This is a genomic window from Kribbella caucasensis, assembly GCF_004361855.1.
In the GTDB taxonomy this organism is placed as follows: Bacteria; Actinomycetota; Actinomycetes; order Propionibacteriales; family Kribbellaceae; genus Kribbella; species Kribbella caucasensis.
In genome coordinates, this window is sequence record NZ_SNWQ01000024.1 from 23,025 (window position 1) to 48,092 (window position 25,068).

Sequence of the window (25,068 nt, forward strand, 5' to 3'; positions counted from 1 at the left end):
ATGCCGACCCACAACGTCCGCGAGTTCGGTGCGACCGGCGACGGCGACACCTTGGACACGAAGGCCATCCAGGCGGCGATCGACGCCGCGCACGAAGCAGGTGGCGGCACCGCCTACCTGCCACCCGGCAGATATCTGTCCGGCGGGATCGAACTCCGGACCAATGTGACGCTGCATCTCGAGGCCGGAGCGACACTCCTCGGTAGCACGGACCTTTCGGACTACCAGGCGCACGTTGGACCACCAGCCCACGAAGACGCCAACCAGCGCCACCTGATCTTCGCCCGCGGCGCCGAGAACATCGCCATCTCGGGCCTGGGCACCGTGGATGGCCAGGGACAAGCCTTCTGGGAACCGGCCGATCGTCCCGAGAGACCGGAACTCTGGGCCGATGTGGCGACCCACGACTGGAAGCCGATCGGCGACAACGACCGCCCCTCCCCCATGGTCGAACTGGTCGAATGCCGCAACGTGCGCGTCGAGGGCGTCACCCTGCTCAACTCCCCAGGCTGGACTCTGCGGCCGATCGCGTGCGACACGGTGATGATCCGAGGGATCGTGATCCGCAATCCGATTCACGGCATCAACACCGACGGCATCGACCCGACCGCCTGCCACAACGTGCTCATCGCCAACTGCGACATCGAGACCGGCGATGACGCGATCTGCCTGAAGAGCGAGAACCCGTACGGCCCACTCCGCGTCACCCGCAACATCACCGTCACCAACTGCGTGCTCTCCTGCTGCTGCAACGGCTTCAAGCTCGGAACAGCGACCAGGGGCGGGTTCGAGAACATCACCTTCAGCAACTCGGTCATCTACAACCGTGATGTCCCACTGAACCAGCGAGTCATCGCCGGCTTCGCCATCGAGATGGTCGACGGCGGCTGGATCGACGGTGTGTCGATAGCGAACATCCGGATGCAGAACGTCCGGACGCCCATCTTCATCCGACTCGGCAACCGGGGGTGGGGGCAGCCGACCCCGACCCCCGGAAGGCTGCGCGGGATCAAGATCTCCGGTGTCCACGCCACCGGCGCCATCCTCACCTCGTCGATCACCGGCATTCCAGGCCAACCGGTCGAAGACGTCACGCTCTCCGACATCCGCATCGAGACCGACGAAGGCGGTGAGCGCTCCTGGACAGATGCGCCTGTACCGGAGGAGGTTGCCGCCTATCCGGAAGCTCGTATGTTCGGTCGCCTACCGGCGTACGGGATGTACATCCGCCATGCCCGTGATGTTCGACTCTCCGATGTCGACATCCGATCCACCGTGCCCGATCGACGACCACTACTGGTGACCGATGATGTCGAGCAACTCACCCTTCGTTCGTTGGCCGGAACAGGCCCGGGCCCAGACATTCCGCTGCTGGACCTGCGCGACACCCGTGACGGCAGCCTGCAGGGCTCGACGGCCCCGCACGGAACCGACGTCTATCTTCGGGTCAGCGGTGGCCGATCGGCAGGAATCACCATGGTCGGCAACGATCTGACCCGGGCAAGCACCGTACTCGAGGTCACCAGCGGGGCGCCGACAGATGCCGTCCGCTGTGGAGGAAACCTCCATTGACAGCCACGCCCGGGTCAGGCGATCGGCAGGCCGGCGAGAGCGGCGGCGCCGCCGAGTGCGGCGCAGATGCTGAGGACGCGGAGGACTGGCCATTTCAACCTGAACGTCAGTATGGCCGCGGCGAGGGTGATGGCCGCCGCGACTGGCTTGAAGGTGTCCAACTGAGGCAGCCCGATGGTTACCAGGCCGAATCGGGCGGTGCTGATTGCGCCGAAGAGGGTGTGCAGTGCGAAGTAGAGGCCGAGGTTGGCGATGACACCGACCACGGCGGCAGTGACACCGGTGAGTGCGGCTGACAAGGTGCGGTTGCCGCGGAGCCGCTCCACCGATGGTGCGCCGAGCAGGATGAACAAGAAGCAGGGCACGAAGGTCACCCATGTGGTCAGCAGCGCCGCAATGGTGCCGGCCGCCCATGGGTCGAGACCTGCAGGTGGGTGGTGGAAGGCGCCCAGGAACGCCACGAACTGTACGACCATGATCAATGGCCCGGGCGTGGATTCGGCCAGCGCGAGTCCGCGGACCATGTCGGTGGCTGACAGCCAGCCATACACCTCGACCGCTCGCTGCGCGACGAACGCCAGCACCGCATACGCGCCGCCGAAGGTGACCACCGCTGTCCCGGAGAAGAACAAGCCCTGCGTGGTGAACACGCTGCCCGCTCCGGTCAGGACTGCGGCCGCGGTCACCGGCGCGGCCCACACGACCAGCCCGACGCTGAGCACGACCACCGACCGGCTCAGGCTTGGCCTTTCGTGGTGCAACGCGTTGTCGGCGATCAGTGGAGCCGGGGCGCCGTCGGCGGGGGCTGTCGTGTCTTGGCGGTGCATCACGTCGGGGGTGAATCTGCCCAAGGCCCACCCGGCTATGGCCGCGCCGGCAACGACGAGCGGGAACGGGACGGCGAAGACGGCCAGCGCGATGAATGCCGCTACGGCGAGTCCGACCCGGGCGGGGTGGCCGAGTGCCTTCTTCCCGACCCGTATGACGGCCTGGGCCACGATCACCACCACCGCGGGTCCGACGCCGGCGAACACGGCCGTGACTGCCGTGGTGTCGCCGAAGGCGACGTAGATCATCGACAGCACCAACAGCGCGAGCATGCCGGGCATCACGAACAGGCTGCCGGCGATCAGGCCGCCGCGCGTGCCGTTCAGCAGCCAGCCGACATAGATGGCCAACTGCTGTGCCTCCGGTCCGGGCAGCAGCATGCAGTAGTTCAAGGCGTGCAGGAACCGGCGCTGCCCGATCCACCGCTTCTCCTCGACCATGGTCCGCTGCATCACCGCGATCTGGCCTGCCGGGCCGCCGAAGGTCTGCAGCGAGATCAGGAACCACGCCTTCACTGCCGTCCGCAGCGGCACCACATCGCGGCCCACCGTCGTCCCCTCGCTCATCGCTGACTCCCTCCGCGTCGCTCCCGGTTGGACGATCGTGAGCAGCAATGTAACCATGGTTGCATTGCCTGCCGGTCGATGTCCGGGAAGTGGGACACCGAGGACGAAAGTGAGCGTCATGAGCACCGTGCGCATCAGCAGCCCGGGTGAATGGTTGCTGTTGTCCTACCGGATGCCGCGCGAACCCTCGACGCCCCGGATCGGCATCTGGCGCAAGTTGAAGCGACTCGGTGTCGCCCAGCTCGGCGACGGTCTCGTCGCACTGCCCGCCGACGCGCGGACCCGGGAACATCTGGACTGGATCGCCGACGAGATCACCGAGGCCGGCGGCGCGGCCGGCGTCTGGATCGCCCGGCCCGCTACCAAGGCGCAGGAACGCCAGCTGGCCCAAGCCATGGCCGATGCCCGGGCCGCGGAGTACCGCGAACTGCGCAAGACCGCCGGCGAGCAGGCTGACGCGACTGCCGCCGGCTCAGCGGAGCGGGCCCGGGCGGTGCGGCGGCTCCGCGATGAACTGCGGCGGATCCAGCGTCGCGACTACTTCCCGCCACCCGAGCGGGACGCCGCCCGCGCCGCCGTCGACGCGCTCAGGTACCCCGACGAGATCACCGAGGACACCGCATGAAATGGGCCACCCGCGCCGGAGTTCACATCGACCGTGCCGCCTGCGCCTGGCTGATCCGCCGCGACATCGACCCGGACGCCGAGTTCGTGTTCGTCACCGATCCCGAAGAGGTCCCCGACGAGGCCACGCCGTTCGACATGCGCGGCGCCGAACTGGGCCACCACCACGACGACTGCAGTTTCGAAACGATCCTGCGGCGCTACGACCTCACCGACCGGGTCCTGTGGGCCATCGCACGCATCGTCCATGAAGCCGACCTCGACGACGGCCGCTACGACGCTCCCGAGGCCCACGGTCTCGACGTCATCCTGCGTGGCCTGTCCATGATCGGCGACGACAGCCACACCCTCACCGCCACGAAACCGCTGTTCGACGGGCTCTACGAGTACTACCGCCGGCGCAACCTGCTGGGCCGCGAACCCGCCTAGCGCCTGAACTCGGCCCCATCAGCCGTGTGGCTGATGGGGAGCCGCCGAGTCCGTGGTCACGCGTCGTGGCAGTGGGTGAAGAAGAACTCCGTTCCGTTCGGCGTGACGTTGAAGTGGTCGACGAGGTTGACGCGGAAGGTCGAGCCGTCCGACCCGGTGCCGTGCGCATTGAAGGTGAACGTGCCGTTGACCACCTTGCCGTTGGCGTTGAAGCCACCCCAGACCGTGAACTTGCCGGTGAAGCTGGGCAGGCTCGGGTCGTCCTTGGGTACGGCGACGAACGTCCCAGTGTCGGTGAACGTCACATGCACCCGGCCATCCTCGAACTCGGTGATGTGGAGCACCCGGTTGCTCGTCGTGGTGACCACGTACAGCGGCCCGCCGAACTCACAACTGGGCACGACGTCTTCGAAAGTCTCGACGACGCCCTTCTCGTGCACGGTCTCGGTCACCGGCGGCTGCGCGTAGGCCGGCGACCCGATCAGTAGCAGTCCTGCGGTCAGAACGCAGGCGAACAAACGGCGCAGCATGCAACATCCCCCAATCGAGAACCATGTGCCGCCCGTGCGGCGCATCCTTTGGCTGACGGCACGCGAGCCAGTCCCGGTCCTCCCCGATGGTCTCCGCGCACCACCTTCCACCGTGCTCTCACGGGATCGCATGGTCAAGGCTTGGGGCCCATCGCCGTTGTCGCCGACCACCTGGTCGCAGTCGAGACCGGACTACGGCACGTCGTCGGTGCATGCCGCGCACAACGAGCCGCCGAGGCGGCGGGGAGTCATGACAGGACTGGCCCGGAAGTGGGTTCGGTGTAGGCGGCTGCTTGCAGGGTGAACAGCTCCGCGTAGTGCCCGGCTGCGGCCATCAGCTGTTCGTGGCTGCCGTGCTCGGCGATTCGGCCGTCGCTGAGTACGTAGATGCGGTCCGCGGCGCGGACGGTGGAGTAGCGATGGGAGATCAGCAGCACGGTGCGGCCTGTGTAGAGGGCGCGGATGCTGGTGAACAGGTCGTGCTCTGCACGCGGGTCGAGGGCGGCGGTGGGTTCGTCGAGGATGACCAGCGGCGCGTCGCGGATGAACGCGCGGGCGAGCGCGACACGTTGCCACTGGCCGATGGACAGGTCGCGGCCGTCGGCGAACTCCGGTGACAGGATCGTGTCGTATCCGTTGGGCAGCGCGGTGATCACCGGTTCGGCGCCGGACCGGACCGCCGCGGCGCGCACCGCGGCGAGGTCGTCAACCTGGTCGATCGCGCCGAAGCCGATGTTCTCCCGTGCGGTCAGTGCGTAGTGCAGGAAGTCCTGGAAGATGACGGCGATGCTCCGCCGCAGGCCGTCAGGGTCGACCGCGGCGGTGTCGGTTTCGTCCCAGCGGATCGCGCCCTGCTGCGGCAGATAGAGGCGGCAAAGCAGCTTGGCTAGCGTGGTCTTGCCCGAGCCGTTCTCGCCGACCAGGGCGATCACCTCACCGGCGTCGATCCGCAGCGAGACATCGCGCAACGCGGGCTGCTCGGCGGCCGGGGTAGGTGAAGGTGAGGTCTTCGACCGTGATCCGGCGGAAGCGATCCGGTGCGGGCTCCGTCGGGCGTGCGGCGATAGCCGCGGGGCCGAAGGCAAGGAAGGAGGTGAAGTCCTCGACGAACAGCCCCGACTCGTAGATGTCGCCGACGCTCATCACCGTCATCATGGTGCGTTCGGCGAGCACGAGCAGCGCGGCGCCGGCGGTGGCGGCATCCGCCAACTCGATCCGGCCGGACAGTGCGAGGTGCAGCAGTACGGCGAGCGCACCCGCGAGAGTCGTAGCGAGGGCGAGGTTGCCCGCGACGGCGATACGGAAGCGCTGACGCGCGGTGCGACGCAGCTCGGTCATGTGCGCGTCGTACAGGTCGCCGTGCCGACGCAGCAAGTGCGCGGTGAGGCCGAACGCGCGTACCTCGGTGGCCGACGGTTTGCCGGTGAGCAGCTCGAAGAGGTAGTTGCGGGCCCGGGTGGCGGCGGTCATCCGCAGGTGGAATCCGAACAGCGATTGTCCGGCCTTGAGTACCGCGGCGGTGAGTGGCACCGCGGCGACGATGACCATCGGCACGAGCCAGGGCTGAATCGTCAGCAGTGCGATGATGATCCCGGCGACCCCGGCCAGTGCCCCGATCGTGCCGATCAGGCCGTCGACGAGCTGGATCGGCCGATGCTGCCCGGTCGCGGCTCGCGCCAGCCGGTTGTGGAACGCCGGGTTCTCGTACGCCTGCAGTTCGACTGCGGCCGCGACGTCGACGATCCGCTCCTTGGTGTGCCGCGCGACCGTCTCGGACAGCACCTCGCGAACTTCGCGCCCGGCCACGGCCACCAGGCCGAGAGCGGAGATCAACCCCGCGACGATGAGCACGCGAGGCAGGATCTCGGCGGTTCGGGGCATCGGCCCGTCGGTGAGCAGCAGGGCCATGAGGTTCTTACCGACCAGGAAGACCAGCGCCAGCCCGGCACGGCGCCCGCGGCGGGATCTGGTCACTGGACTCGTCGACACTCATTGCCCGGACTCCGCTCTCCTGGATCCCATCGAATCAGCATCAACCCAGAACCTTGGCCCAGGTCAACGCCGGCGATAGGTGGCCGCGAGCGCCGCCACGATCCCGACAGAACGGCAGCTAATAGCGTCCTCCTTGTCCCCTCCCCATGGATCGACAGATGGTCGCCGTGATGAGCGCGAGGACCCGCGACCGTTGACGGTGACGCAGGCGGTGCGTGCGTACAAGCTCGTGCTGTCAGCGGACGGACACGACGTACAGGCCGTAGTTGATGTCGCTGAGATAGCTGAGCCCGCCATCGAGGTGTACTCCCCAAACGAATGGGTAGGGCTTGTCCTTCGCCCCGAAGCCCTGGAACACACCCGTTGGATCCCGGGTCGGCTGCGGCCGGTACGACGCGACGCGCCGCGGTGTACGGGGATCGGCAACGTCGAACACCTGCAATCCATCGGAGTACCAGGAGACGTAAAGCCGGTCGCCCAGAAACACCGGGTTGTGGGCCGAGTAGAACGCGTCGGTCTTGTTCGTCAGCGAGTGCGGTGTGGTCACATCAGACAGGCGCACCGGGTGGGCGGGGTCGGTGATCGACCACAGCCGCGCGAAGCCCCAGGTGTCGCCGGGCTCCTTCGATTCGCCGGCGGCGACGAGTTCACCCGGTGAGAAGTCCTCGTCCGTGGTCGCGAGCAGGGTGCCTGCCGCGTTTGGCACCGACGAATGTGTGTCTCCCTCGCTGTCGGCGGGGTAGACCGCGCGGCCCACCATCTGGAGGTCGGTGGGGTCGGTCATGTCCAGGACGATCGCGCCGGCGTCCCAATAGGCCACGTACGCGGTACGGCCGTCGGCGCTCGGCGTCGCACTGTGACCGAACACCGCTGGGAAATGCCCGCGGCACAGCTGCGGGGTGCCAGGCGGCGGGGTGCAGTCGAAGGGTGCGGGGAGCCCGAACACCGGTGAGCCGTAGGCCAGACCCCCATCTTTGCCGGCGCCCCAGTCGTCGGCGAGCACCGGAGCGGACGGATTCGTGACGTCGATCAGCTCGAAGTCGCCGCGTGGCGTAGCCGTGAACGCAGTCGAGATCACCTCCGCGAAGTTCATCGCGGTCAGCGCGTAGACGCGCGGCTGTCCGGCGATGGTGCGGCTGGTGAGGGCGAGCTCATGGACGCCGAACGAGTAGGCGCCGGAGTCGAAGAAGCCGAGATGCGACGGGTGTGCAGGGTCGGTGACGTTCCACAGGTCGAGGCCGGCCTTGCCGGGAGGCTGGTCGGGCAGCCCGCAGTCCTGCAGTCCAATGGCGAGCAGGTCGCCGGTGAACGCGGCGGTGCTCACGGTGAGCACCTGCATGTCCTCGGCCGAGCTGTTCGGATACCCGCCTGCGGTGGTTACCAGGCTCGGTCGCGACGGGTCGCGCACGTCGATGATCTTCACTCCGGTGCCTGGACACGGGCCACTCCACGTACCGATGTAGGCGAAGCCGCGGTAGGCGTACACGTCCCCATGAAGACCACCCGCAATGCCGAGCGACCCGACCAGACGGGTGTGATCGCCAGCGGCGGGCGCACCCCCTGACGGGCCCGAACCACCGACGCCCTGCGCCGCGCCGGCGAGCCGAGCCTGCGCCACCTGCTGGATGGCGGCCCTGACGTCAGGTTCGCCACCGCGGCCGCTGCCGCCGACGGCAGGTGCGGCCGCCATCGATGCCAGCACCAGCGTGGCCGCACCGAGCGCAGCGATCGACCTGGGCATCCCTGGAAGATATGCGCGAGACATGCTCCCCACCCCCTTGATCGGCGGTCGCACACCGCCGTACACCGCCGATGTTAGGAACCCCTTCAGGGGGCGTCCATGCCGCAGAACAGCTCTCTCGCACAGACTTCGCGAACGGATCGCCGCCGGCTACGCCACGCAGCCATCGTGTGGCGTGACGTAGCCAGATCACTCGCTCCACACAACGTCGCAGGTGAAGGGCACCATCGCGCGGAAGATGCCCTTCACGCCTATCTGAAGCTCCCTCCTACTGCGCGAAGGCCTGGAACTCGGCCACTCGCACGTTGCGCGCCTGCGGGCTGGCGGTGGCGCAGTCTGTATTCGCTCGTGGGTCCGCGTCCTGCTCACCTGCGTAGTCCGGCGCACCCGTGCACTGGTTGGTCAGCACCTCAAGCCGCAGATGCGTCGCCGTGACATCCGGTATATCGAAGGACCTGATCGTCAGCTCCGGCGCTCGCGGCCGCGGCGCAATCGACGCGAACGCGTCCGCCGGACTGGTGAAGACGACCTCGAACTGTGCTGGGTCAGAGCAGGCGACCGCGCCACCTGCCGTGCACGCCAGCACCCGGAACTGCCGCAGTGCGGAGAACCGGCTCTGAGTCGCAGCGTCGGGGTCGGTAGCGATCGGCGGCCGCAGCAACGCGCTGACCTGGATGCGCCCGACCTCCTGGACGCCACCGGCCAGGTCGACAGTGACCTGCTTGCCGGCTACCGCGCTGCCCAGCGACGCCCAGTTGGTCGCTTCGTCGTCGTCGACGATCCTGGCCAGGTTGATCCCCTGGCCACTCACGGTGGCGCCGCCAGCGCTCGATGCGAAATTGCGCGGCATCTGTACGACCAGGTCGCTTGCCTGCCCCGGGGCAAAGGAGGTCGCACCGAGTCGCGCATGCCCGAATCCCGGGGCCTGAGCGATGAAGGTATACGAACCCGGCACCAGGCTCACCTGGTTGGTGAGAGGCGTGGCGGGGTCCGTATCCGCCACCGGGATCGCCCGGGCCTGGTAGTCGCCGACGAACAACCTCGCACCGGGAACGGCCTGCCCGTTCTCGTCCACCGGACGGAAGGTGATCGTCGCTTCGGTCGCGAACGGCGACGTGAAGCCGGGCCTCGGGTTGGGGTCACCGGCGCCGTTGCTGAACGCCGCCTCGCCGAGCCCGCGCTTGGCGAACGCGTTCCACAGGATGTCCTGGTTGGCACCGCCGAAGCGGATCTGGTCCGCCCCGAGCAGCGCGTCCCGCGCGTCGACCATACTGTTGGCGCTGGTCGCCATCAGGAGGAACGAGTCGAACACGAGCTGCACCCACCGCCGGTTGCCCGGGCAAGAGGTCACCGGAGTCTGGCCGTTGGCACACGACTTCTGCAACGCCGGCGTTCCGGCGCCGTACCGCTGGATCATCGCGGACCGGATGTCGACGTTCGCCGCGCTCCACAGCTCGCCCGAGGCATGGACCTGCAGGCCGACGAAGTCGTAGTCGACGCTGCTGTAGTTGAGCGGGCTGCTGCTCATGTTGTAGTTGCGGATACCGGCGATCGGGTCGGTCGTGACGTACTCGCCGATCGTGAACGCCCGGATGCCGGCCGGCGCGTAGCCGTGCTCGATGAGGTACTCCATGGCCAACAGGTCAGACCAGCTCTCACTCATGCCTTGGGGTGAGCTGAGACCCATGTCCGGACCGGCGACCATCCGGTTGGTGATGGCGTGGGTGTACTCGTGGGCGATGACCGACATGTCGAAATCGCCGTCGACACACGGTGCGTAGAAGGCACCCGCGATCGGCTGCCACAGATACATGTTGGTGATCGGTCGATGCCCGTCGGGCGGCGTGATCTGGTTGGCGTTGTCCCGCGCGGCGAACGCAGGCGGTCCACCCGTTATGCCACCGGCTTGCGCGTTGCCCTGCTCGGGGTCGTTCTGCTTGCCGCCCCGCTTGAAGTTGTCGTCCTGCAGGTTGAACGTGGTCTCCGTGAACCCGAGGTGGTACGACCAGTCGTGCATGCGGTTGTGCCCAGCGAAGAGGTTGGCCCGGGCGGCATCGATGTCGTTGCGCGGGGCCGTGTCGAAGACGGCTGGTGAACACCGCTCCCTGAGCCACTGATTGGTCCATGGATAGTCGTACTCACGCGTCGGGCTTGGCGTCGCGAGCTCGTGTCCGACCTTGAACGGATTGTTCGTGAACCAGTTGTGAACGGCGAAGGAGTTGTTGCCGAGCGTGGTCTCGCTCGTCTTGCCGTTCTCGGGCTTGATGTCCCAAGCGAGCGGAGATGCAGGGGTACCGACGATCTCGTCGCAGCCCGGCCCATCGGCGAAGCACCAGCGCTGCCTGGTGTCGACCGATGAGTAGTCGGTCGGGGGCGTGTTGGGGAAGACCTCCCACTCCGGGTTGTCGGTGTCCGAGTCGACCAGGTTCTCCCGGATGAGGACGCTGCCGTCTCTGGCGTCGACGTAGGTCGTGTACGCGACTGGCTCGGCGCGGTCGAGGTCAGAACCCAGGGTGACTTGGTACGTGGCGCGCGCACCCTGGTCCGGCGTCGGAACCGCGACCAGGCTGGTCCCCATGATTGTCGGATTCGAGACACCCGCATCGGTAGCTGCGATGCGCTCGGCGTCGGCTGCGGAGATCGTTGCCGGCTGCGGTACAGCGGCGTCGCGGGCAAGAGACGAACTTACGTACCACACCTTGCCTTCGTGTACGCCCACCGAGAGCAGACCGTCGCGGCCTGCGACGAGGCCGCCGAATCGCTGCCTGAAGACGACCGCCGCGCCGTTGCCGATGGGTGCGACCGTCAGGACCTCGAGGGCGTCCGCTCCGCGCTGGCTGAGTCCCAGCAGATCGCGGTTGGCCGCGACGTAGGCCTTGGCCGCCTGGACCGGGTCCGCACCGAGGCCGGTGGCCAACGGCGCCCCGGTTTTGGCGAGCACGGCCGGTGTGCCCAGGCGGTTCCAGCGAGCCCGAGCGTCCAGTGCGGCGGCGCGCGCTAGCTGGCGAGCGGTCGGCGCGACCACGCCCTTCCTGTTGTCCTTCTCCTTGCTGGGTTGATGATCCCCCGGGATGGCGCCGTTTGGTACGGCGTCTTGTGAGTCGGAACTGGCCGCGAAGCCAGCCGGCCCTGCCGCAAATGCAAGGGCGGTTACCGTCAGCAACGCGGTTGCCGCCACTAACGCACGGGATGGTGTGCGCACGTTCCTCACCTCCGGGTACCGCCCCGGTTCCCGCGGAACCGGGGCGGTGCCGGCTGTTGGTCCTTTACTTCCTGAAGATCTCGTAGATCGTGCCGGTCGAGAGTGACACCACGAACAGGTTGCCGTTCGGGCCGGTCTCGATGTCGGTACTGACGCCGAAGCCGCTGCCGAACAGCAGGCTCTCGCTCTCAGTGATGTCGTGCTTCGCGTTGTTGTCCGCGACGCGGTCCTCCAGACGTCGATCGTCAACGGCGATCATGCGCCGGTTGCCGGTCAGGTTGAAGCGGAACAGATGGCCGCCGACGGTCAGCGGCGTCGCCGCACCGACGAACAGGTCGTTGGCGTACTGCGGACCGAGCGCGCGACTCGACAGGAAGCCGATGGCCGCCGGGGGTACGGCGAACTTCCAGCTGAACTCGGGATCGCTGTACCGCGAACCGGGCAGCACGAACAGCCGCGACAGGGCCTGCTCCGGGCTGTCCGCGATGTTGGTCGCCGGCCACCTGATCTGCTGCAGCTGCGCGCCCGCGAGCCCACCCGACGGTGGCAGCGTGAGCTCGATCTCCTTGAACTGCGCGATCCGGGACGCCGGACCCATGGTCTGGATCCACCCGCCGTTCATGCCCCGCTCGACCCGGTTCAGCTCGTCGAACGCGTCGTCGGCGTTCTGCTGGTCCCACAGGCTCCCCGAGACGGGGTCGACCGCGATCCCGAAGGTGTTGCGCAGACCGTAGGCGAACACCCGTTGGATGTTCGCGCCTGCCTCCCCGCCGATCTGGGCTCCGACGCCGAAGAACGGGTTGTCCGAAGGCGTCGACCCGTCATCGTTCACCCGGAGGATCACGCCACTGAGGTGGGCGTTGTCGGGAGCAGGTCCCCCGAACTGGTCGTCAGCCGTTGGCGGCGTCGGCCCCAGCGGGAGATTCTGCATCTGGCTGCGGCGCCCCAGATCCCCGACCGGGACGTACAGCTTCCCGTCGGCTCCGAATGCGATGGAGCCGCCGTCGTGGTTGCCCCGCGCCGGCTGCGCCGCGTCGTTCTGGCCGGCGGGCTCAGGTGCGCCGTCGTGCTGGAACGACCGCAGCATCAGCAGGTTGTGGTCGAAGACCAGCGCCGAGCCGGTCCACTCGAAGCGATCGACGCGGTTTCCGAGCAGCGGCACCGCGAGAATGTCCGCGCTGTCAGCTCCCAGCTCCGGAATCTCGGTGCACCGCGGCTGCGTCGGAAAGAATGGATTGCTCGTGTCCGGAGGTGGGGCCAGGCAACTCCAATACAGGTAGACACCGGGATCCTGGGGGAAATCCGGGTGCAACGCGATACCCAGCAACCCTCGTTCGGATGCGGAGTTCACCGCGAGGTCGAGCACGACCCCCTGCACCGCCCCGCCGACAACGCGCTTCACGTTGCCTGTGTTCTTCTCCAGCACCAGGAAGTCGTTCGGACCCAGGAACGCCATCGTGGACGGCGTCACCAGCCCGCTGATCACGGTCCTGACGCCGAGATCGGGATCGACCACCGTCGGCCCGGCCTGCGCCGCCACCGGCGACGTGGCGGATCCCACGACAACTGCCAGCCCGGCCATCACCGCCAGCCATGAAGTCGACGCGCGTAACCGGTTCATGAGGCACCTCCCTGCCTCGATCGAACCGGGCTGCAAGGCCCCCAAGCGATCCGGGTACGGCGCGACTGGGCACGCGGAACCCCTGGCCCCATGCCGCTCGGCTCCCGCAGCCTAAATCGCCGAGAACCGGGCGACAAGACCACACGACTCGCATCTTTGTCCTGCGACGGCGATTCGCATGATCAGTCGTTCGAATGATTCGACGCGCTACTCGAGGCTGCCGGCGGCGAGTGTGAGGGCGTCCTGCAGGTTGGAGTTCCCCTCGAGGAACCCGATGGCTCGGACCTCGTCGGCCCGGGGTCCGGTGTAGCGCAGCACGTAGAGCCCGTTGCGGATGTCGACGACGTAGATCAGGCCGTTGCGGACGATGGGGAAGCTCCACATGACGACCTTGATCGGGCCGCGGCTGAGCGCCGGATCCTCGAGCGCGACCGAGGCGAGCGGCGCGGGTGAGAACCAGCCGGACTGGGTAGGGCTGCCCGGATCCTCGATGTCGATCGCTTGGAGGCCGCCGGAGTGCCACGCGTCGAGCGCGACGTTACGCGTCAGCGTGGGGTTGTGCGAGCTGTAGCTGGTGAACTGCTCAGTTGCGGGGTCGACGGAGGGACGGAATGCCTCGGTGTTCTGAAGCAGCTTGTACTCGCCGAGGATGTGCGGGCGCCTGGGCTGGGCGACGTTCCACGTCCGTGCCCAGCCCCATGGCCAGCCGAACGCCGGCGTGGTGAACGTCCCGTAGACCTCATCGATCGTCAGCGCGAACGGCCGCCCGGGGAACGGCACCGCGGAGTGGCTTTCCGCGCAGCCCTCGGCCGTGTGGCCGGCGCAACGGTTGCCCGCGCCCCAGGTCGGGAACGGCGCGGGTGTCAGCAGATCGTCGTTCAGGTTCTCGACCGTGCCGGCGGGGATCAGGTTGCGAGCCACCTTGCTGGTGTCGAGAATCCCGAAGCCGCCGCGCAGATACGCGAGGTAGGTTCGGGTGCCGTCCGCCGATGGAGTCATGGAGTGCAACGCAAGGTCGAAGTCGTAGTTGGCCGGATCGGCCGCACCGGGGAAGAACTGGTTCCAGTTGCCGCGAGCAACTTCCCTGAAGACGCCCGAGTGGGCCTTGCTGATATCGGTGATGATCAGGTTGGCCGTGGCCGGGTTGGCCGAAGTGGTCGGGGTCGAGAGCCACAGCAGCGCCCGGGCCGGGTTGGTGGGGTCGATCCAGAGGTACATCTCGTGCGGGAGCCGGGAAGGCGTGTAGGTCGCGATCAGCGGTGGATCGGTCGGGCTCGCGGCGAGGTCGAAGAAGCGCACGCTGAACCGCTGGTCCGTCTGGGGACAGGCGTGGATGATGCGGCTGCAGCGGAAGTACATGACCATCAGCAGCTTCTGCTCGGGCCAGACGCGCAGCTCGCGCGCGGTCTGGCCGACGTCTGCCCCGCTCACGAACTCCTCACCCAACTCGCCGACAACCGCGGGCGCGGCCGGGTCAGCGATGTCGACCACGAGAATGCCAGGGTGAACGTGGGTGCAGGTGCCGTCCGGGTTCGTCGGCTCGAGCACCGGCGTGACGCCGGGCCCGGGGTCGGAATCGCCGCACGAGTCGGATCCGTCCGAGCGGTTGCCGACATATACGTAGTTGTCGAAGATCGCCGGCGCCGCGTTCATCCCCCGGTTGAAAAGCGGATCGTGCCCAACGAGTTCGAAGTTCTGTGAGGTGCCAGGAGTGCCGCCACCCGGACCGATCCCGACACCACCGCTCGCTGTGCCCCCGGCAGTTGCGAACAAGGCCACAATGACCACGGCAACCAGCGTTCTGCGCCTCACCACCATCATCCCCTCCGAAGGAGGCGACACCATTCGACCGTCTGCGCGACCCATGACCGGGTCTTTGCCCACCCTGATAACAGCTCCATCTGAGCCCTCCCGCAGCAGACAGGTCAAGAGCGAAGCCGGATCAATGCGAATGCGGCGGCCAGGGTTACGACCGACGGCGCGGGCCGGCGTCGTCGGCCCGCGCCGTCTGTGCGCCCAGCTCCCTATGGGATCGATACGTGGTTGGTCTGCGGGTTGAGGTGGTCCAGCATCACCACGGGACCGCGGACCTCAGGCGCGCTCACGTCCCAGATGTAGAGGCCGCGCCTCGTGTCGCTTTCGTAGATGCGCCCGTTGTACCAGTACGACGACCAGTCGCCGCCGCGGAAGTTGATACGGCCGCCTGGGCTCGTGTCGGATGGTGGATCAAGCGGGTCGGGATCCATCCAGGCGACCTCGTAGGCGTTCGCCGGGTCGGTGAAGTCCACAAGCGCCGTACCTGACTGGTATGAACCGTGGACGAGGAGATTCCTCGTCGGGTGCGCGACGACGTTGTAGTTGTGCATCGTGCAGTTCTCGTACTGGGACTGCGGGCGGGGCAGGACGTGCCGGCCGATCACCTCACCCGTTGCGCCGTCATGGAAGAAGATCGTCTTCATCTCGTCCGTCTGCACTGAACTGCCGGCTGTGGGCGGGCTGATCGGAGTCCCCGTCGCCTGGCAGCGCGGCAGCGTGCCGCCGCCAGGCTCCCAGCCGGTGACGAGGATCGAGCCATCCCAACTCCAGGCCGCGGAGTGGAAGCCCGTGACCGTCGGAGCCGTAGTCGCGTAGAGGAACACCGGGTTCTCGAGATCGGAGATGTCGAACACAGGAACCCCGGGGTTGCCCGCGCAGGCTGCCCGCTTCACCGAGCCGAGGATCACACCCAGGTCGTGGCAGGTGGTGATGACCCGACCGTCTGGCAGCTGGCCGAGCGAGAACGAGCCGATGACGCTCGCCGAGCCCGGGTCGGACAGCGGAACCTCCACGATGTCCTCACGGTTGAACGGCAAGCCCGGACAACGGTTGCCATACTTGCCGGGATTCACTTGGAGACCCGCTCCGCTCACGCTGTTATAGATCAGGACGCGGTCCCGGTCTGAGTCAGGAACCACTGTATGGGTGTGAGATCCACAGTCGAGAGGGACCGACGCGACGAGTTCGATGTTGCTCAGGTCGCTGATGTCGAAGATCTGGATGCCTTCGAAGCCCGTACACGGCGCAGCCACAGGTGCGCAGTCGGCGTCGGGCGGATTCCCTGACTGCGCCACGTCAGTGCACTGGTCCGTTCGCTGAGGCGAATCGACCGAGCGGAAGACAAGGTTCCCGTAGACTCCGACGTCACCCTGTGGGCTGACGCAGGTGAAGAACGCCCGTTCCACCGGGTTCCCCGGCGCTCTGGCGTCGATGACCCGGAAGCCGTCGTAGCGCCCCTGGATCACGGTGTCGCCCCAGAACGCCAGATCGGTGTTCCGGGTGTCCCATGGAACATCGCCAGGACCAACGGGCGGCGGACCGGTGACCGCACCTGCGCGGAGGCTGGAACCAATCAAGTGCATGTTCTGGCTGTGCGGCCGGTCAGCCGTATCGTCCGGCGGCGCAGCCGCAGCCCACAACGGTATGGCCAGGGCAGTGACGACACCGCAAACGAGCGCCGCTAAGTACCATCCTTTCCAGGCATGCATGAGCGGACCCCCTTCTCCTCTGGAGGTGACCGCCCAGGGGCGGCACGCCCCCCGCCTCGGAACCGAACGTCGCCGAGATCTACGTCTGCCCTACCATCGAGGTGGAACGAAATCAACGCTCGGCTCTGCTGAGAAATCACTTCCGGATCAATGCCCGCCACCGTTCCCCATCGGCTGCGGGAAAGTGCCAGGCGTCCTGCCGTTCGGCGTCTGGGCAGGGACCCATTGAATCCGTGGCAGCTGCTGGTGCGTACTACCAGCGTGGGCCTCTCCGACGAGTCGCTGCTGGCCGGCCTTGCTTCGGCCGACCCGGATACGGCCGCGGCGTTCGTCCGGAGGTTCCAGGGCCGGGTGTTCGGTCTGGCGTACGCGATCGTCGGGGATCGGGAGGTGGCGACGGAGGTGGCACAGGAGGCGTTCGTGCGGGCTTGGCGGCACGGCGCGGTGTACGACGCGCGTCGGGGAACGGTCGCCACCTGGCTGCTGACGATCACTCGAAACCTTGCGGTGGATGCGGCCCGGCTGCGGCGCGCGGTGCCGGTCGACCCGATGGTGCTCAGCGCGTTGGAGCTGCCGAGCAGCGACCCGGCGCCCGGCGAGGACGTCGTCAGCGCCGCGGAGCTGGACCGGCTGCGTCGCGCACTCGATCGACTCCCGGCGGCGCAGCGGCGCTGCCTGCTGCTCTCGGTGTTCCACGGCCTCTCCGGCCGCGAGATCAGCGAGCTGGACGGCGTACCGCTGGGCACGGTGAAGACGAGGATCCGCACCGCGCTGCTCACGCTTCGGTCATCTCTGGATGTGAGCGATGACTGACTCCCGGCGGTGCGCAGAGGTGCGGGAGCTGGCGCACGAGGTGGCGCTCGGCGTGGCGTCGGTCGAAGATCGCGCGTTCGTGCTCGGTCATGTCGCCTCATGCGCGGACTGCCGCGACCACCTTGCCGAGCTGTCCACTCTCGCCGACGACCTGCTCACCCTGGTCCCGCAGGCTGAGCCGCCCACCGGGTTCGAGACGGCGGTGCTGGGCCGGCTCGGCGGGCCCGCGGTCCCAGTCCGGCGGGCGTGGCGTCGGCTGCTCGGCCTGGCCGCTGCGCTGCTGCTGGTCGGGTCGGCGTCCGGTGGGGCGGTGTACTGGTCCGGGCATGAGGATAGGGAGGCTGCGGCCGGTCTGCGGAGCAGCCTGCAGACGGCGAACGGCCAGTACTTCGTCGCCTTCGCGCTGCGCGATCTCGGCGGCGTGCAGCGCGGTGCAGTGTTCGGCTACCAAGGCGACCCGGCCTGGATGTTCGTCACGGTGACCGAGGTGCTGCCGCCCGGCCGGTACGCGGTCGAGCTGGTGATCCGCGACGGCACCTCCCAGCTGCTCGCGGCAGGTGTCGACCTGACCCGATCGCGCGGTTGGGGCGCCGCGATTCCGGTCGCCGTACACGACGCGAGGCTGCTACGCATCCTCGACGGCGACGGCCGGCTGGTGCTGTCAGCGCGGCTGACTCGCTGACAAACCAATCCGCCCGGGCTCCTCCGCCCGTACTACCTAGGGAGCTCTCGTCCACAGTGGGGTGATCGTCATGCGCCGTACACCGAACCTGCCCGTGTTCCGGCTCCTGGTCGCGGCGGTGATGGCGCTCAGCGTCCTACCCGGCGGGACCGCTGTGGCCGCCGCCGACACCGACGCCCCACAGGTGGTCCGCTTCCACGGCGGGGGCTACGACCGGGCCGACTCACTCGCGATCGACGCAGCAGGCAACGCATACGTCGGCGGTTCCGTGGACAGCGCCAGCGGCGGCTCCACGTTCGCGGTGGTCAAGCTGAGCCCGCAGGGCACCGTGCTGTGGACCGGCCGGTACAGCGGGTCCCGCGGCGGAGTCGGCGGCAGCGCCCTGGCCGTCACCGCCGACGGCGCGGGCAACGTGTACGCCGCCGGATGGACCGGTGATGGGGTCATCTTCAACAACAACATCGACTACCTGGTGGTGAAGCTCGGCCCCGACGGTGCCGAGCGCTGGGCACAGCGGTACGACGGCCCGGCCCAGGGCTTCGACCAGGCCACCGAGGTGGCGGTCGACGGGACTGGGAGCGTCTACGTCAGCGGGTTCTCCTACGGCCAGAACCAGGGCCAGGCCTTCGACTGGACGACCCAGAAGTACAGCGCCACCGGCGCGCTGCTGTGGGAGCGCCGGCACAGCGGACCGGGGTCGAACGACGACCGGGTCGCCGACCTGATGCTCGCGCCGGACGGCAACCTCGTCGTCACCGGCTTCACCAAGAACACCGGCGACGGGCTGACAAACGACCTGGAGACGCTCACCTACGACCCGGCCGGGAACATCGTCTGGCAGGCCCGCTGGACCGACACCGCCGGAAGCCACGAGACGCCGGCGGACCTTGACATCGATGCCGCGGGCCGGATCACGGTGACCGGTACGACGGCCGAGAGCGCCAGCCCGTACGCCGTGCCGACACCGATCACGCTGCGCTACGACCGCACCGGGGCCCTGCTGCAGACGATCCGGGCCGGCGGGGCGAGCGTCGACGCCGACAGTTCTGGTGCGTTCGTGCTCGCCGGGTTCTTCCTCGAGCCGCCGGGAGTGTCGTCGGTCGCCAGGTACGACGCGACCGGCGCCCGGGTGTGGTCGACCCCGCTCATGGTGAATGCCGAGGACGCGCTGTCCGGGCTGTCGGTCGGGTCCGACTCGGCCGGGGCGGTGACGCTGGCCGGAACCGTGAGGAACGTGTTCGTGCACAACGACGACTACCTGACGGTGCGCTACGCCCCGGACGGCCGGGAGCTGTGGCGGCACCGGTTCAACGGCCCGGTCGGTGGGGACGACCGGGTCGCCGGGCTCGCTGTCGATGGTGCCGATACCGCGGTGGTGACCGGCACCTCGTGGAACGGCTACTTGTCGTACAAGGGCACGGCCGACGACATCGTGACGCTGCGCTTCCCCGCCGCGGCCGCGCCGACGCTGGTGGCCCCCAGCAATCTGACCGCGACCGGGGTGTCGGTAAGCCAGATCCGGCTGACCTGGCAGGACAACGCAGGCACTGAGGACGGATTCCGGATCGAGCGCTGCCAGGGCATCGGCTGCGCCGGGTTCGTACAGGTCGCCACCGTCGGGCACGATGTGACGGCCTACACCGACGGCGGGCTGGCGCGGAACACCCAGTACAGCTACCGGGTCCGCGCGTTCGACGCCGACGAGGTCTCGGCGTACTCGAACACTGCCACCGGCAAGACCCGACGGCGCTGACCGCCGGCCTGCGGTGGGCAACCGCCTTGTGGAAAGGTCCGTCACCAGCTCGCGACCCGTGCCGCCCTGCGAAGTGGGTGCTTGATCCCTGTTGACGCCGACCGTGCCCGGAGTGAAGATCCGCTCAAGCGACCAGTGTGTCCGTAGGACTAGAGGATCGCATGCGCGCGAAGACTGCCTCCCGAGCGGCCGCTTGGGGATACGCTGAGGAGGCAGAAGGTTTGGGCGTGGTGCGAAGTGACGCAGCAATATCTCGCCGGCGAGCTGTCGCTGCTTCTGGCGCAGCTGCGGGCGGCGGCGACTGACGAAGCCTCGGCCCGCGACGTCTTCGGTTTGCGCCGGGAGGCCGAGACACTGCCGCTGAGCGCCCTGGTATCGGTGACGATCCGTGCGATCGCACGTGCCGACTTGATGTGCTGGGACTCGGTGGCCCGGGGAGACACAGCGGCCTTCGATCGTCAGGCCGCGGCCGCCGCCAAACTGCATGAGTTCGGCGTCTGCGCCGGCCTACTGGCGGGCGTCTCGCTTTCGCAGCCACCGTCGAGCAAGAGGTAGAGCCATGGCCGCACGACCGGAGGATCAGGTATCCGAGGCGCAGATCGCCGTTCACTGGCGGGAGGAGGCGTACTACTCGCCGCCACCACAGTTCATTGCGCAGGCGAACGCGGCTTACCCGGACATCCTCGAGCGCTTCAGCGAGCAGCGCTTCCCTGATTGCTTCAAGGAGTACGCGGACCTGCTCACGTGGGACTCCTACTGGCACACCACGCTGGACACCAGCAAGCCGCCGTTCTGGAAATGGTTCGTCGGTGGTCGCCTGAACGCCTGCTACAACTGCGTCGACCGGCACCTGCGGACCAGCCGGAACAAGGCGGCCATCATCTGGGTTCCCGAACCGGAATCCGAGGACACGAAGGCGATCACCTACCAGGAGCTGTACCGGCAGGTGAACGAGTTCGCGGCGCTGCTGCGAGATCACTGCGGGGTCAAGACCGGCGACCGGGTGACCTTCCACCTGCCGATGGTTCCAGAACTTCCCGTGTCCATGCTGGCGTGCGCTCGGCTGGGCGCCATCCACTCCGAAGTGTTCGGCGGCTTCAGTGGCGCAGCGTGTGGTGGCCGGGTCGCCGACTCCCAGAGCCACGTCCTGGTGACGATGGACGGCTACCACCGCAACGGTGAGTTGGTCGATCACAAGGTCAAGGCCGATGAGGCCGTCGAAACCGCCCGCGAGCTCGGTCACGAGGTGGACAAAGTCCTGGTCTGGCGGCGGAATCCCGGCAGCTACGCGTCGCAGAGTCCGATGGTCGAGGGCCGCGATGTCTTCGTGGACGAGCTGCTGCCCGACTACCGCGGCACGGTGGTCGAGCCGGTGTCGATGCCCGCCGAGGCGCCGCTGTTTCTGATGTACACCAGTGGTACGACGGGACGGCCGAAGGGCTGCCAGCACTCCACCGGCGGATACCTCGCTTACGTGGCCGGCACCTCGAAGTACTACCAGGACATCCACCCCGAGGACACGTACTGGTGCGCAGCGGACATCGGGTGGATCACCGGGCACTCCTACATCGTCTACGGACCCCTCGCGCTCGGTGCGACGAGCGTCATGTACGAGGGCGTCCCGACGTACCCGGATGCCGGCCGGGTCTGGCGGATCGCCGAACGACTCGGGGTGAACATCTTCCACACCGCGCCGACGACGATCCGGATGCTGCGCAAACTCGGCCCGGACGAGCCGAACAAGTACCACTATCACCTCAAGCACATGACCACGGTGGGCGAACCGATCGAGCCCGAGGTATGGCGCTGGTACCACGACGTGGCCGGCAAGGGCGAGGCGGTCGTCGTCGACACGTGGTGGCAGACCGAGACCGGCGGCTTCCTGGGCAGCACCCTGCCCGCGCTGCAGCCGATGAAGCCGGGCAGCTGCGGGCCCGGGGTCCTCGGCATCTACCCGGTGATCTACGACGAGGAGGGCAGCGAGGTCGAGGCGGGCAGCGAGCGGGCCGGCAACATCTGCATCCGCAACCCGTGGCCGGGAATCTTCCAGACGATCTGGGGACAGCCCGACCGATTCGTGCAGATCTACTACCAGAAGTACTGCCGGAATGCCGACAGCCAGGACTGGCGCGACTGGCCGTACTTCGCCGGCGACGGCGCCACGCAGGCAGCCGACGGGTACTTCCGGATCCTCGGCCGCGTCGACGATGTGATCAACGTCGCCGGCCACCGGCTGGGAACCAAGGAACTCGAATCCGCCTGCCTGACCGTCGACGAGATTGCCGAGGCCGCCGCGGTCCCAGTCATGGACGAGGTGCGCGGCCGAGCGGTCGAGATGTACGTCGCACTGAAGCCCGGTGTTGCCCCGAGCAAAGACATCGAGGCCACGGTGGCCGAGGCCATCGTCCGCGAAATCGGCAAGATCGCCCGGCCCAAGCACGTGTGGATCGTCGCCGACATGCCCAAGACACGCTCGGGAAAGATCATGCGGCGGGTGATCGCCGGCATCTCCAACTTCACCGACGTCGGCGACGTCTCGACCCTCGCCAATCCGGAGATCGTCGACGACATCCGGCACCGGATCCAGAGCGAGAAGCTCGCCCACGGTGAGGTGCCCCGCGAACTGACCCCACAGGAAGCCGAGGAGGTCAAGGCGTTCGGCCACACCGACTGAACGCCGGCACGATCGCTCGGCCGACAGTGCGGGTCTCACGAAACCCCCAGGGCGGTTCGGACGGAGACGGCGGTGCTGGCCGCTGTCGCGGCGGGTGACGTCACGATCACCCAGGTTGCCGAGAACGACTTCAAGTGCCCGATCCAGTTCTGACTCTCCACCGGCTCCGGTCTGCGCGACTGGCCACCTCTCGTTGACCTCGCCGTACAGGACGAGCAATCTGGGGGCAGACGCACGCCCACGCGACAACGACGACCGGTGGATTGCTGCTCTGCGAACAGGAGGTGGATACCAGACCTGCGTCCTGCGATGGCTGGCGCGACCGATCCCACTCCAGCCCGTGCGTCGGTACCGGCCGCCGACTCGTTCCGTACGAGGCCGAGGGAGGGACCTACGGTGAGGCGATCACTGACGGTTCTGATGGCTTTCCTGCTAGCGACGACGGCAACGGGGGCCGCCTACGCACACGATCCCGACGAGATCAAGAGCGGGGAGGACGTCAATGACTTCCTCCTCCACAGCGATCAGCACGGACCGCTGACCGGCCATCTGCCACCCACGCAGAAGGACGTCGAACTGGTCAGCAAGCTTGAGCTCACCGATCTGGAGAGCGGCATCGCCGATGTGGGCTACTTCAACGACCACGCCTACCTCAATGCCTGGGCGCCGAACTGCCCGAACGGCGGCGGTGTGCACGTGGTGGACGTCGGCAACCCCGCGGAGCCGCGGAAGGTCGGGTTCCTGGCGGCGAATCCGAACGAGTACCCGGGTGAGGGCATTCACGTCATGCACGTGGATACGCCGTACTTCACCGGCGACCTGCTGCTGCACAACAACGAGGCGTGCAGCTCGGCCACGCCATCGACGCTGGGAATGTCGATCTGGAACGTCACCGATCCCGCCAACCCGGTCAAGCTGAATCAGTTCGGCGATGCTGTTCCCACCCCAGCCCTGTTCAGCACGGGGACCTACCACAGCATCCACAGCGTCCAGGGCTTCACCCAGCCCGGCAAAGCCTTCGCGGTGATGATCGACAACGAGGAAGGTTTTGGGCCCCCGTTCAAGGATGTCGACATCGTTGACATCACCAACCCCGCTGCTCCGGTGATCGTCGCCGAGGTGGGGCTGGAGGACTGGCCGGCCGCACAGGCCCCGCTGGCCAACGGTGACACCGTGTTCTTCCACGACGTCCAGTTCAAGCGGATCCGCGGCCACGACTTCCTCGCCGTCTCCTACTGGGACGCCGGACAGGTCCTCCTGAACGTGGACAATCCCGCCAACCCGGCGTTCGTCGGCGACTCCGACTACCTCAGCCCCGACCCGGAGACCGGGTTCACGATCTCCGAGGGCAACAGCCACGAGTCCTACTGGAGCAGCAACAGCAAGTTCCTGCTGTCAACCGACGAGGACTTCTCCCCCAACCGGACGCTCTTCGAGATCACCACCGGAGCAAACGCCGGCGCCTACGGCGCTGGGGAGTTCGGGTGGACGCCTCCGATCGCCAATGAACCAGGCGGGATGATCAACGGTCCAGTGGTCTTCGGCGGGCGCGGCTGCATCAACGCCGGCCCCAACGCCGGTCCCGACACGGTGCCGGGAGAGCCATCGCCGCCACCGGCCAGCGCGATCCCCGCGGGTCCCGGCGAGGAGAAGACCGTGGTCTTCTCCCGAGGCACCTGTTTCTTCTCCACCAAGGTGGCCGCGGGCCAGGACCTCGGCTATGACGCAGTGATCATCGGCCAGAGCCACGGCGCGACCAGGAACGGCATCCTGACCGACGGGTTCACCTGCGGTGCCCAGGGACACAACTACGACGAGCAGATCCCGGCGATCTGCACCGGGCACCGCGCCATGCACGTGCTGTTCAACGACCCGCCGCAGTACACCGGTCCGGAAGGAACCGACATTCCCGTTGGGACGATCGGTGAGAAGTACCAAGCCCGCGGCGTGTTCGACGGCTGGGGCTACCTGAACCTGCACGACGCGACCAAGCCCAACCTCCCGATCATCGGCACCTATGCGGTCGCGGAGTCGCTTGATCCCGCCTTTGCCAGCGGGTTCGGGATCCTGTCCATCCACGAGATCAAGACCGACCCCCGCGAGGAGAACCTCGGCTACATCTCGTACTACAACGCCGGATTCCGGGTGGTCCGGTTCAACACGAAGGGGATCTCCGAGGTCGGGCGCTTCATCGATGTCGGCGGCAACGACTTCTGGGGCGTGTTCCCGATCGGGGACGAGACCGTTGGACACGGCTACTCCGGCCCGACCACGGGCGAGAGTCCGTTCGTCCTCGCCAGTGACCGCGACTTCGGCCTTTACATCTTCCGGTACACCGGGTGACCCCCGGCGCCCGAACGAGGAGGGCCCCCGGATGGCCCGTGGGCCCTCCTCGCGTTGCTCGGAGAACTGCGATACGCCGGGACTCCGGCCGCACAACCCGACGGTCGGAGCGCAGCGCCCGAATCTCAGTCAGAGGCATGCTCACTACCACCGACACAGCGTGAGGACCGCGCC

At 67.6% G+C, this 25,068-nt stretch carries 18 protein-coding genes; 9 read left to right on the forward strand and 9 right to left on the reverse strand.

Annotated elements, in window-relative coordinates:
- Positions 1 to 1,572, forward strand: a complete 1,572-nt coding sequence (locus EV643_RS35555; RefSeq protein ID WP_133804601.1) for a glycoside hydrolase family 28 protein — start codon at positions 1 to 3, stop codon at positions 1,570 to 1,572.
- A gap of 14 nt (positions 1,573 to 1,586) precedes the next feature.
- On the opposite strand, the gene chrA is transcribed toward EV643_RS35555, so the two are convergent.
- Positions 1,587 to 2,966: a chromate efflux transporter gene (chrA, locus tag EV643_RS35560; RefSeq protein ID WP_133804602.1), complete on the reverse strand. Its 1,380-nt coding sequence runs from the start codon at positions 2,964 to 2,966 to the stop codon at positions 1,587 to 1,589.
- 118 nt (positions 2,967 to 3,084) lie between these two features.
- On the opposite strand from chrA, the gene EV643_RS35565 reads away from it, so the two are divergent.
- On the forward strand, positions 3,085 to 3,591 hold the full coding sequence (locus EV643_RS35565; protein WP_133804603.1) for a Chromate resistance protein ChrB: 507 nt from the start codon (positions 3,085 to 3,087) through the stop codon (positions 3,589 to 3,591).
- Positions 3,588 to 4,019, forward strand: coding sequence for a chromate resistance protein ChrB domain-containing protein (locus EV643_RS35570; protein ID WP_133804604.1), 432 nt, complete (start codon positions 3,588 to 3,590; stop codon positions 4,017 to 4,019). Before EV643_RS35565 ends, EV643_RS35570 begins: the two co-directional genes overlap by 4 nt.
- A 56-nt stretch (positions 4,020 to 4,075) precedes the next feature.
- Here the strand turns inward: EV643_RS35570 and EV643_RS35575 are convergent, their stop codons facing one another.
- The 8 genes from EV643_RS35575 to EV643_RS35605 form a co-directional block, all read right to left on the reverse strand.
- Complete coding sequence (locus tag EV643_RS35575) at positions 4,076 to 4,549, reverse strand: hypothetical protein (RefSeq protein WP_133804605.1); 474 nt, start codon at positions 4,547 to 4,549, stop codon at positions 4,076 to 4,078.
- A gap of 248 nt (positions 4,550 to 4,797) precedes the next feature.
- Positions 4,798 to 5,517: an ABC transporter ATP-binding protein gene (locus tag EV643_RS35580; protein ID WP_166665700.1), complete on the reverse strand. Its 720-nt coding sequence runs from the start codon at positions 5,515 to 5,517 to the stop codon at positions 4,798 to 4,800.
- A complete protein-coding gene (locus EV643_RS44430; RefSeq protein WP_166665701.1) occupies positions 5,483 to 6,523 on the reverse strand; it encodes an ABC transporter ATP-binding protein in 1,041 nt (346 codons plus the stop codon). Before EV643_RS44430 ends, EV643_RS35580 begins: the two co-directional genes overlap by 35 nt.
- A 253-nt stretch (positions 6,524 to 6,776) precedes the next feature.
- On the reverse strand, positions 6,777 to 8,282 hold the full coding sequence (locus EV643_RS35585) for an LVIVD repeat-containing protein (protein ID WP_166665702.1): 1,506 nt from the start codon (positions 8,280 to 8,282) through the stop codon (positions 6,777 to 6,779).
- A gap of 268 nt (positions 8,283 to 8,550) precedes the next feature.
- A complete protein-coding gene (locus EV643_RS35590; RefSeq protein WP_133804608.1) occupies positions 8,551 to 11,484 on the reverse strand; it encodes a M36 family metallopeptidase in 2,934 nt (977 codons plus the stop codon).
- A gap of 64 nt (positions 11,485 to 11,548) precedes the next feature.
- On the reverse strand, positions 11,549 to 13,105 hold the full coding sequence (locus EV643_RS35595; protein WP_133804609.1) for a PQQ-dependent sugar dehydrogenase: 1,557 nt from the start codon (positions 13,103 to 13,105) through the stop codon (positions 11,549 to 11,551).
- Between the two features lie 207 nt (positions 13,106 to 13,312).
- A complete protein-coding gene (locus EV643_RS35600) occupies positions 13,313 to 14,917 on the reverse strand; it encodes an LVIVD repeat-containing protein (RefSeq protein WP_133804610.1) in 1,605 nt (534 codons plus the stop codon).
- Positions 14,918 to 15,129: 212 nt separating this feature from the next.
- Entirely contained in the window at positions 15,130 to 16,503 is a 1,374-nt protein-coding gene (locus EV643_RS35605; RefSeq protein ID WP_133804611.1) for an LVIVD repeat-containing protein, read from the reverse strand.
- A 372-nt stretch (positions 16,504 to 16,875) separates the two neighbouring features.
- Between EV643_RS35605 and EV643_RS35610 the strand changes: the two genes are divergently transcribed.
- The 6 genes from EV643_RS35610 to EV643_RS35635 all read left to right on the forward strand — a co-directional run bounded on the left by EV643_RS35610 (position 16,876) and on the right by EV643_RS35635 (position 24,894).
- A complete protein-coding gene (locus EV643_RS35610) occupies positions 16,876 to 17,442 on the forward strand; it encodes an RNA polymerase sigma factor (RefSeq protein ID WP_238166032.1) in 567 nt (188 codons plus the stop codon).
- Positions 17,435 to 18,124, forward strand: coding sequence for an anti-sigma factor family protein (locus EV643_RS35615; protein ID WP_133804612.1), 690 nt, complete (start codon positions 17,435 to 17,437; stop codon positions 18,122 to 18,124). Before EV643_RS35610 ends, EV643_RS35615 begins: the two co-directional genes overlap by 8 nt.
- A 70-nt stretch (positions 18,125 to 18,194) precedes the next feature.
- Positions 18,195 to 19,877, forward strand: a complete 1,683-nt coding sequence (locus EV643_RS35620) for a fibronectin type III domain-containing protein (RefSeq protein ID WP_133804613.1) — start codon at positions 18,195 to 18,197, stop codon at positions 19,875 to 19,877.
- Positions 19,878 to 20,114: 237 nt separating this feature from the next.
- Positions 20,115 to 20,432 (forward strand): hypothetical protein, encoded by a 318-nt coding sequence (locus EV643_RS35625; protein ID WP_133804614.1) that lies wholly within the window; start codon positions 20,115 to 20,117, stop codon positions 20,430 to 20,432.
- A gap of 4 nt (positions 20,433 to 20,436) precedes the next feature.
- On the forward strand, positions 20,437 to 22,551 hold the full coding sequence (acs, locus tag EV643_RS35630; protein WP_133804615.1) for an acetate--CoA ligase: 2,115 nt from the start codon (positions 20,437 to 20,439) through the stop codon (positions 22,549 to 22,551).
- Between the two features lie 420 nt (positions 22,552 to 22,971).
- Positions 22,972 to 24,894, forward strand: coding sequence for a hypothetical protein (locus EV643_RS35635; protein ID WP_133804616.1), 1,923 nt, complete (start codon positions 22,972 to 22,974; stop codon positions 24,892 to 24,894).
- Positions 24,895 to 25,068 lie beyond the last annotated feature (174 nt).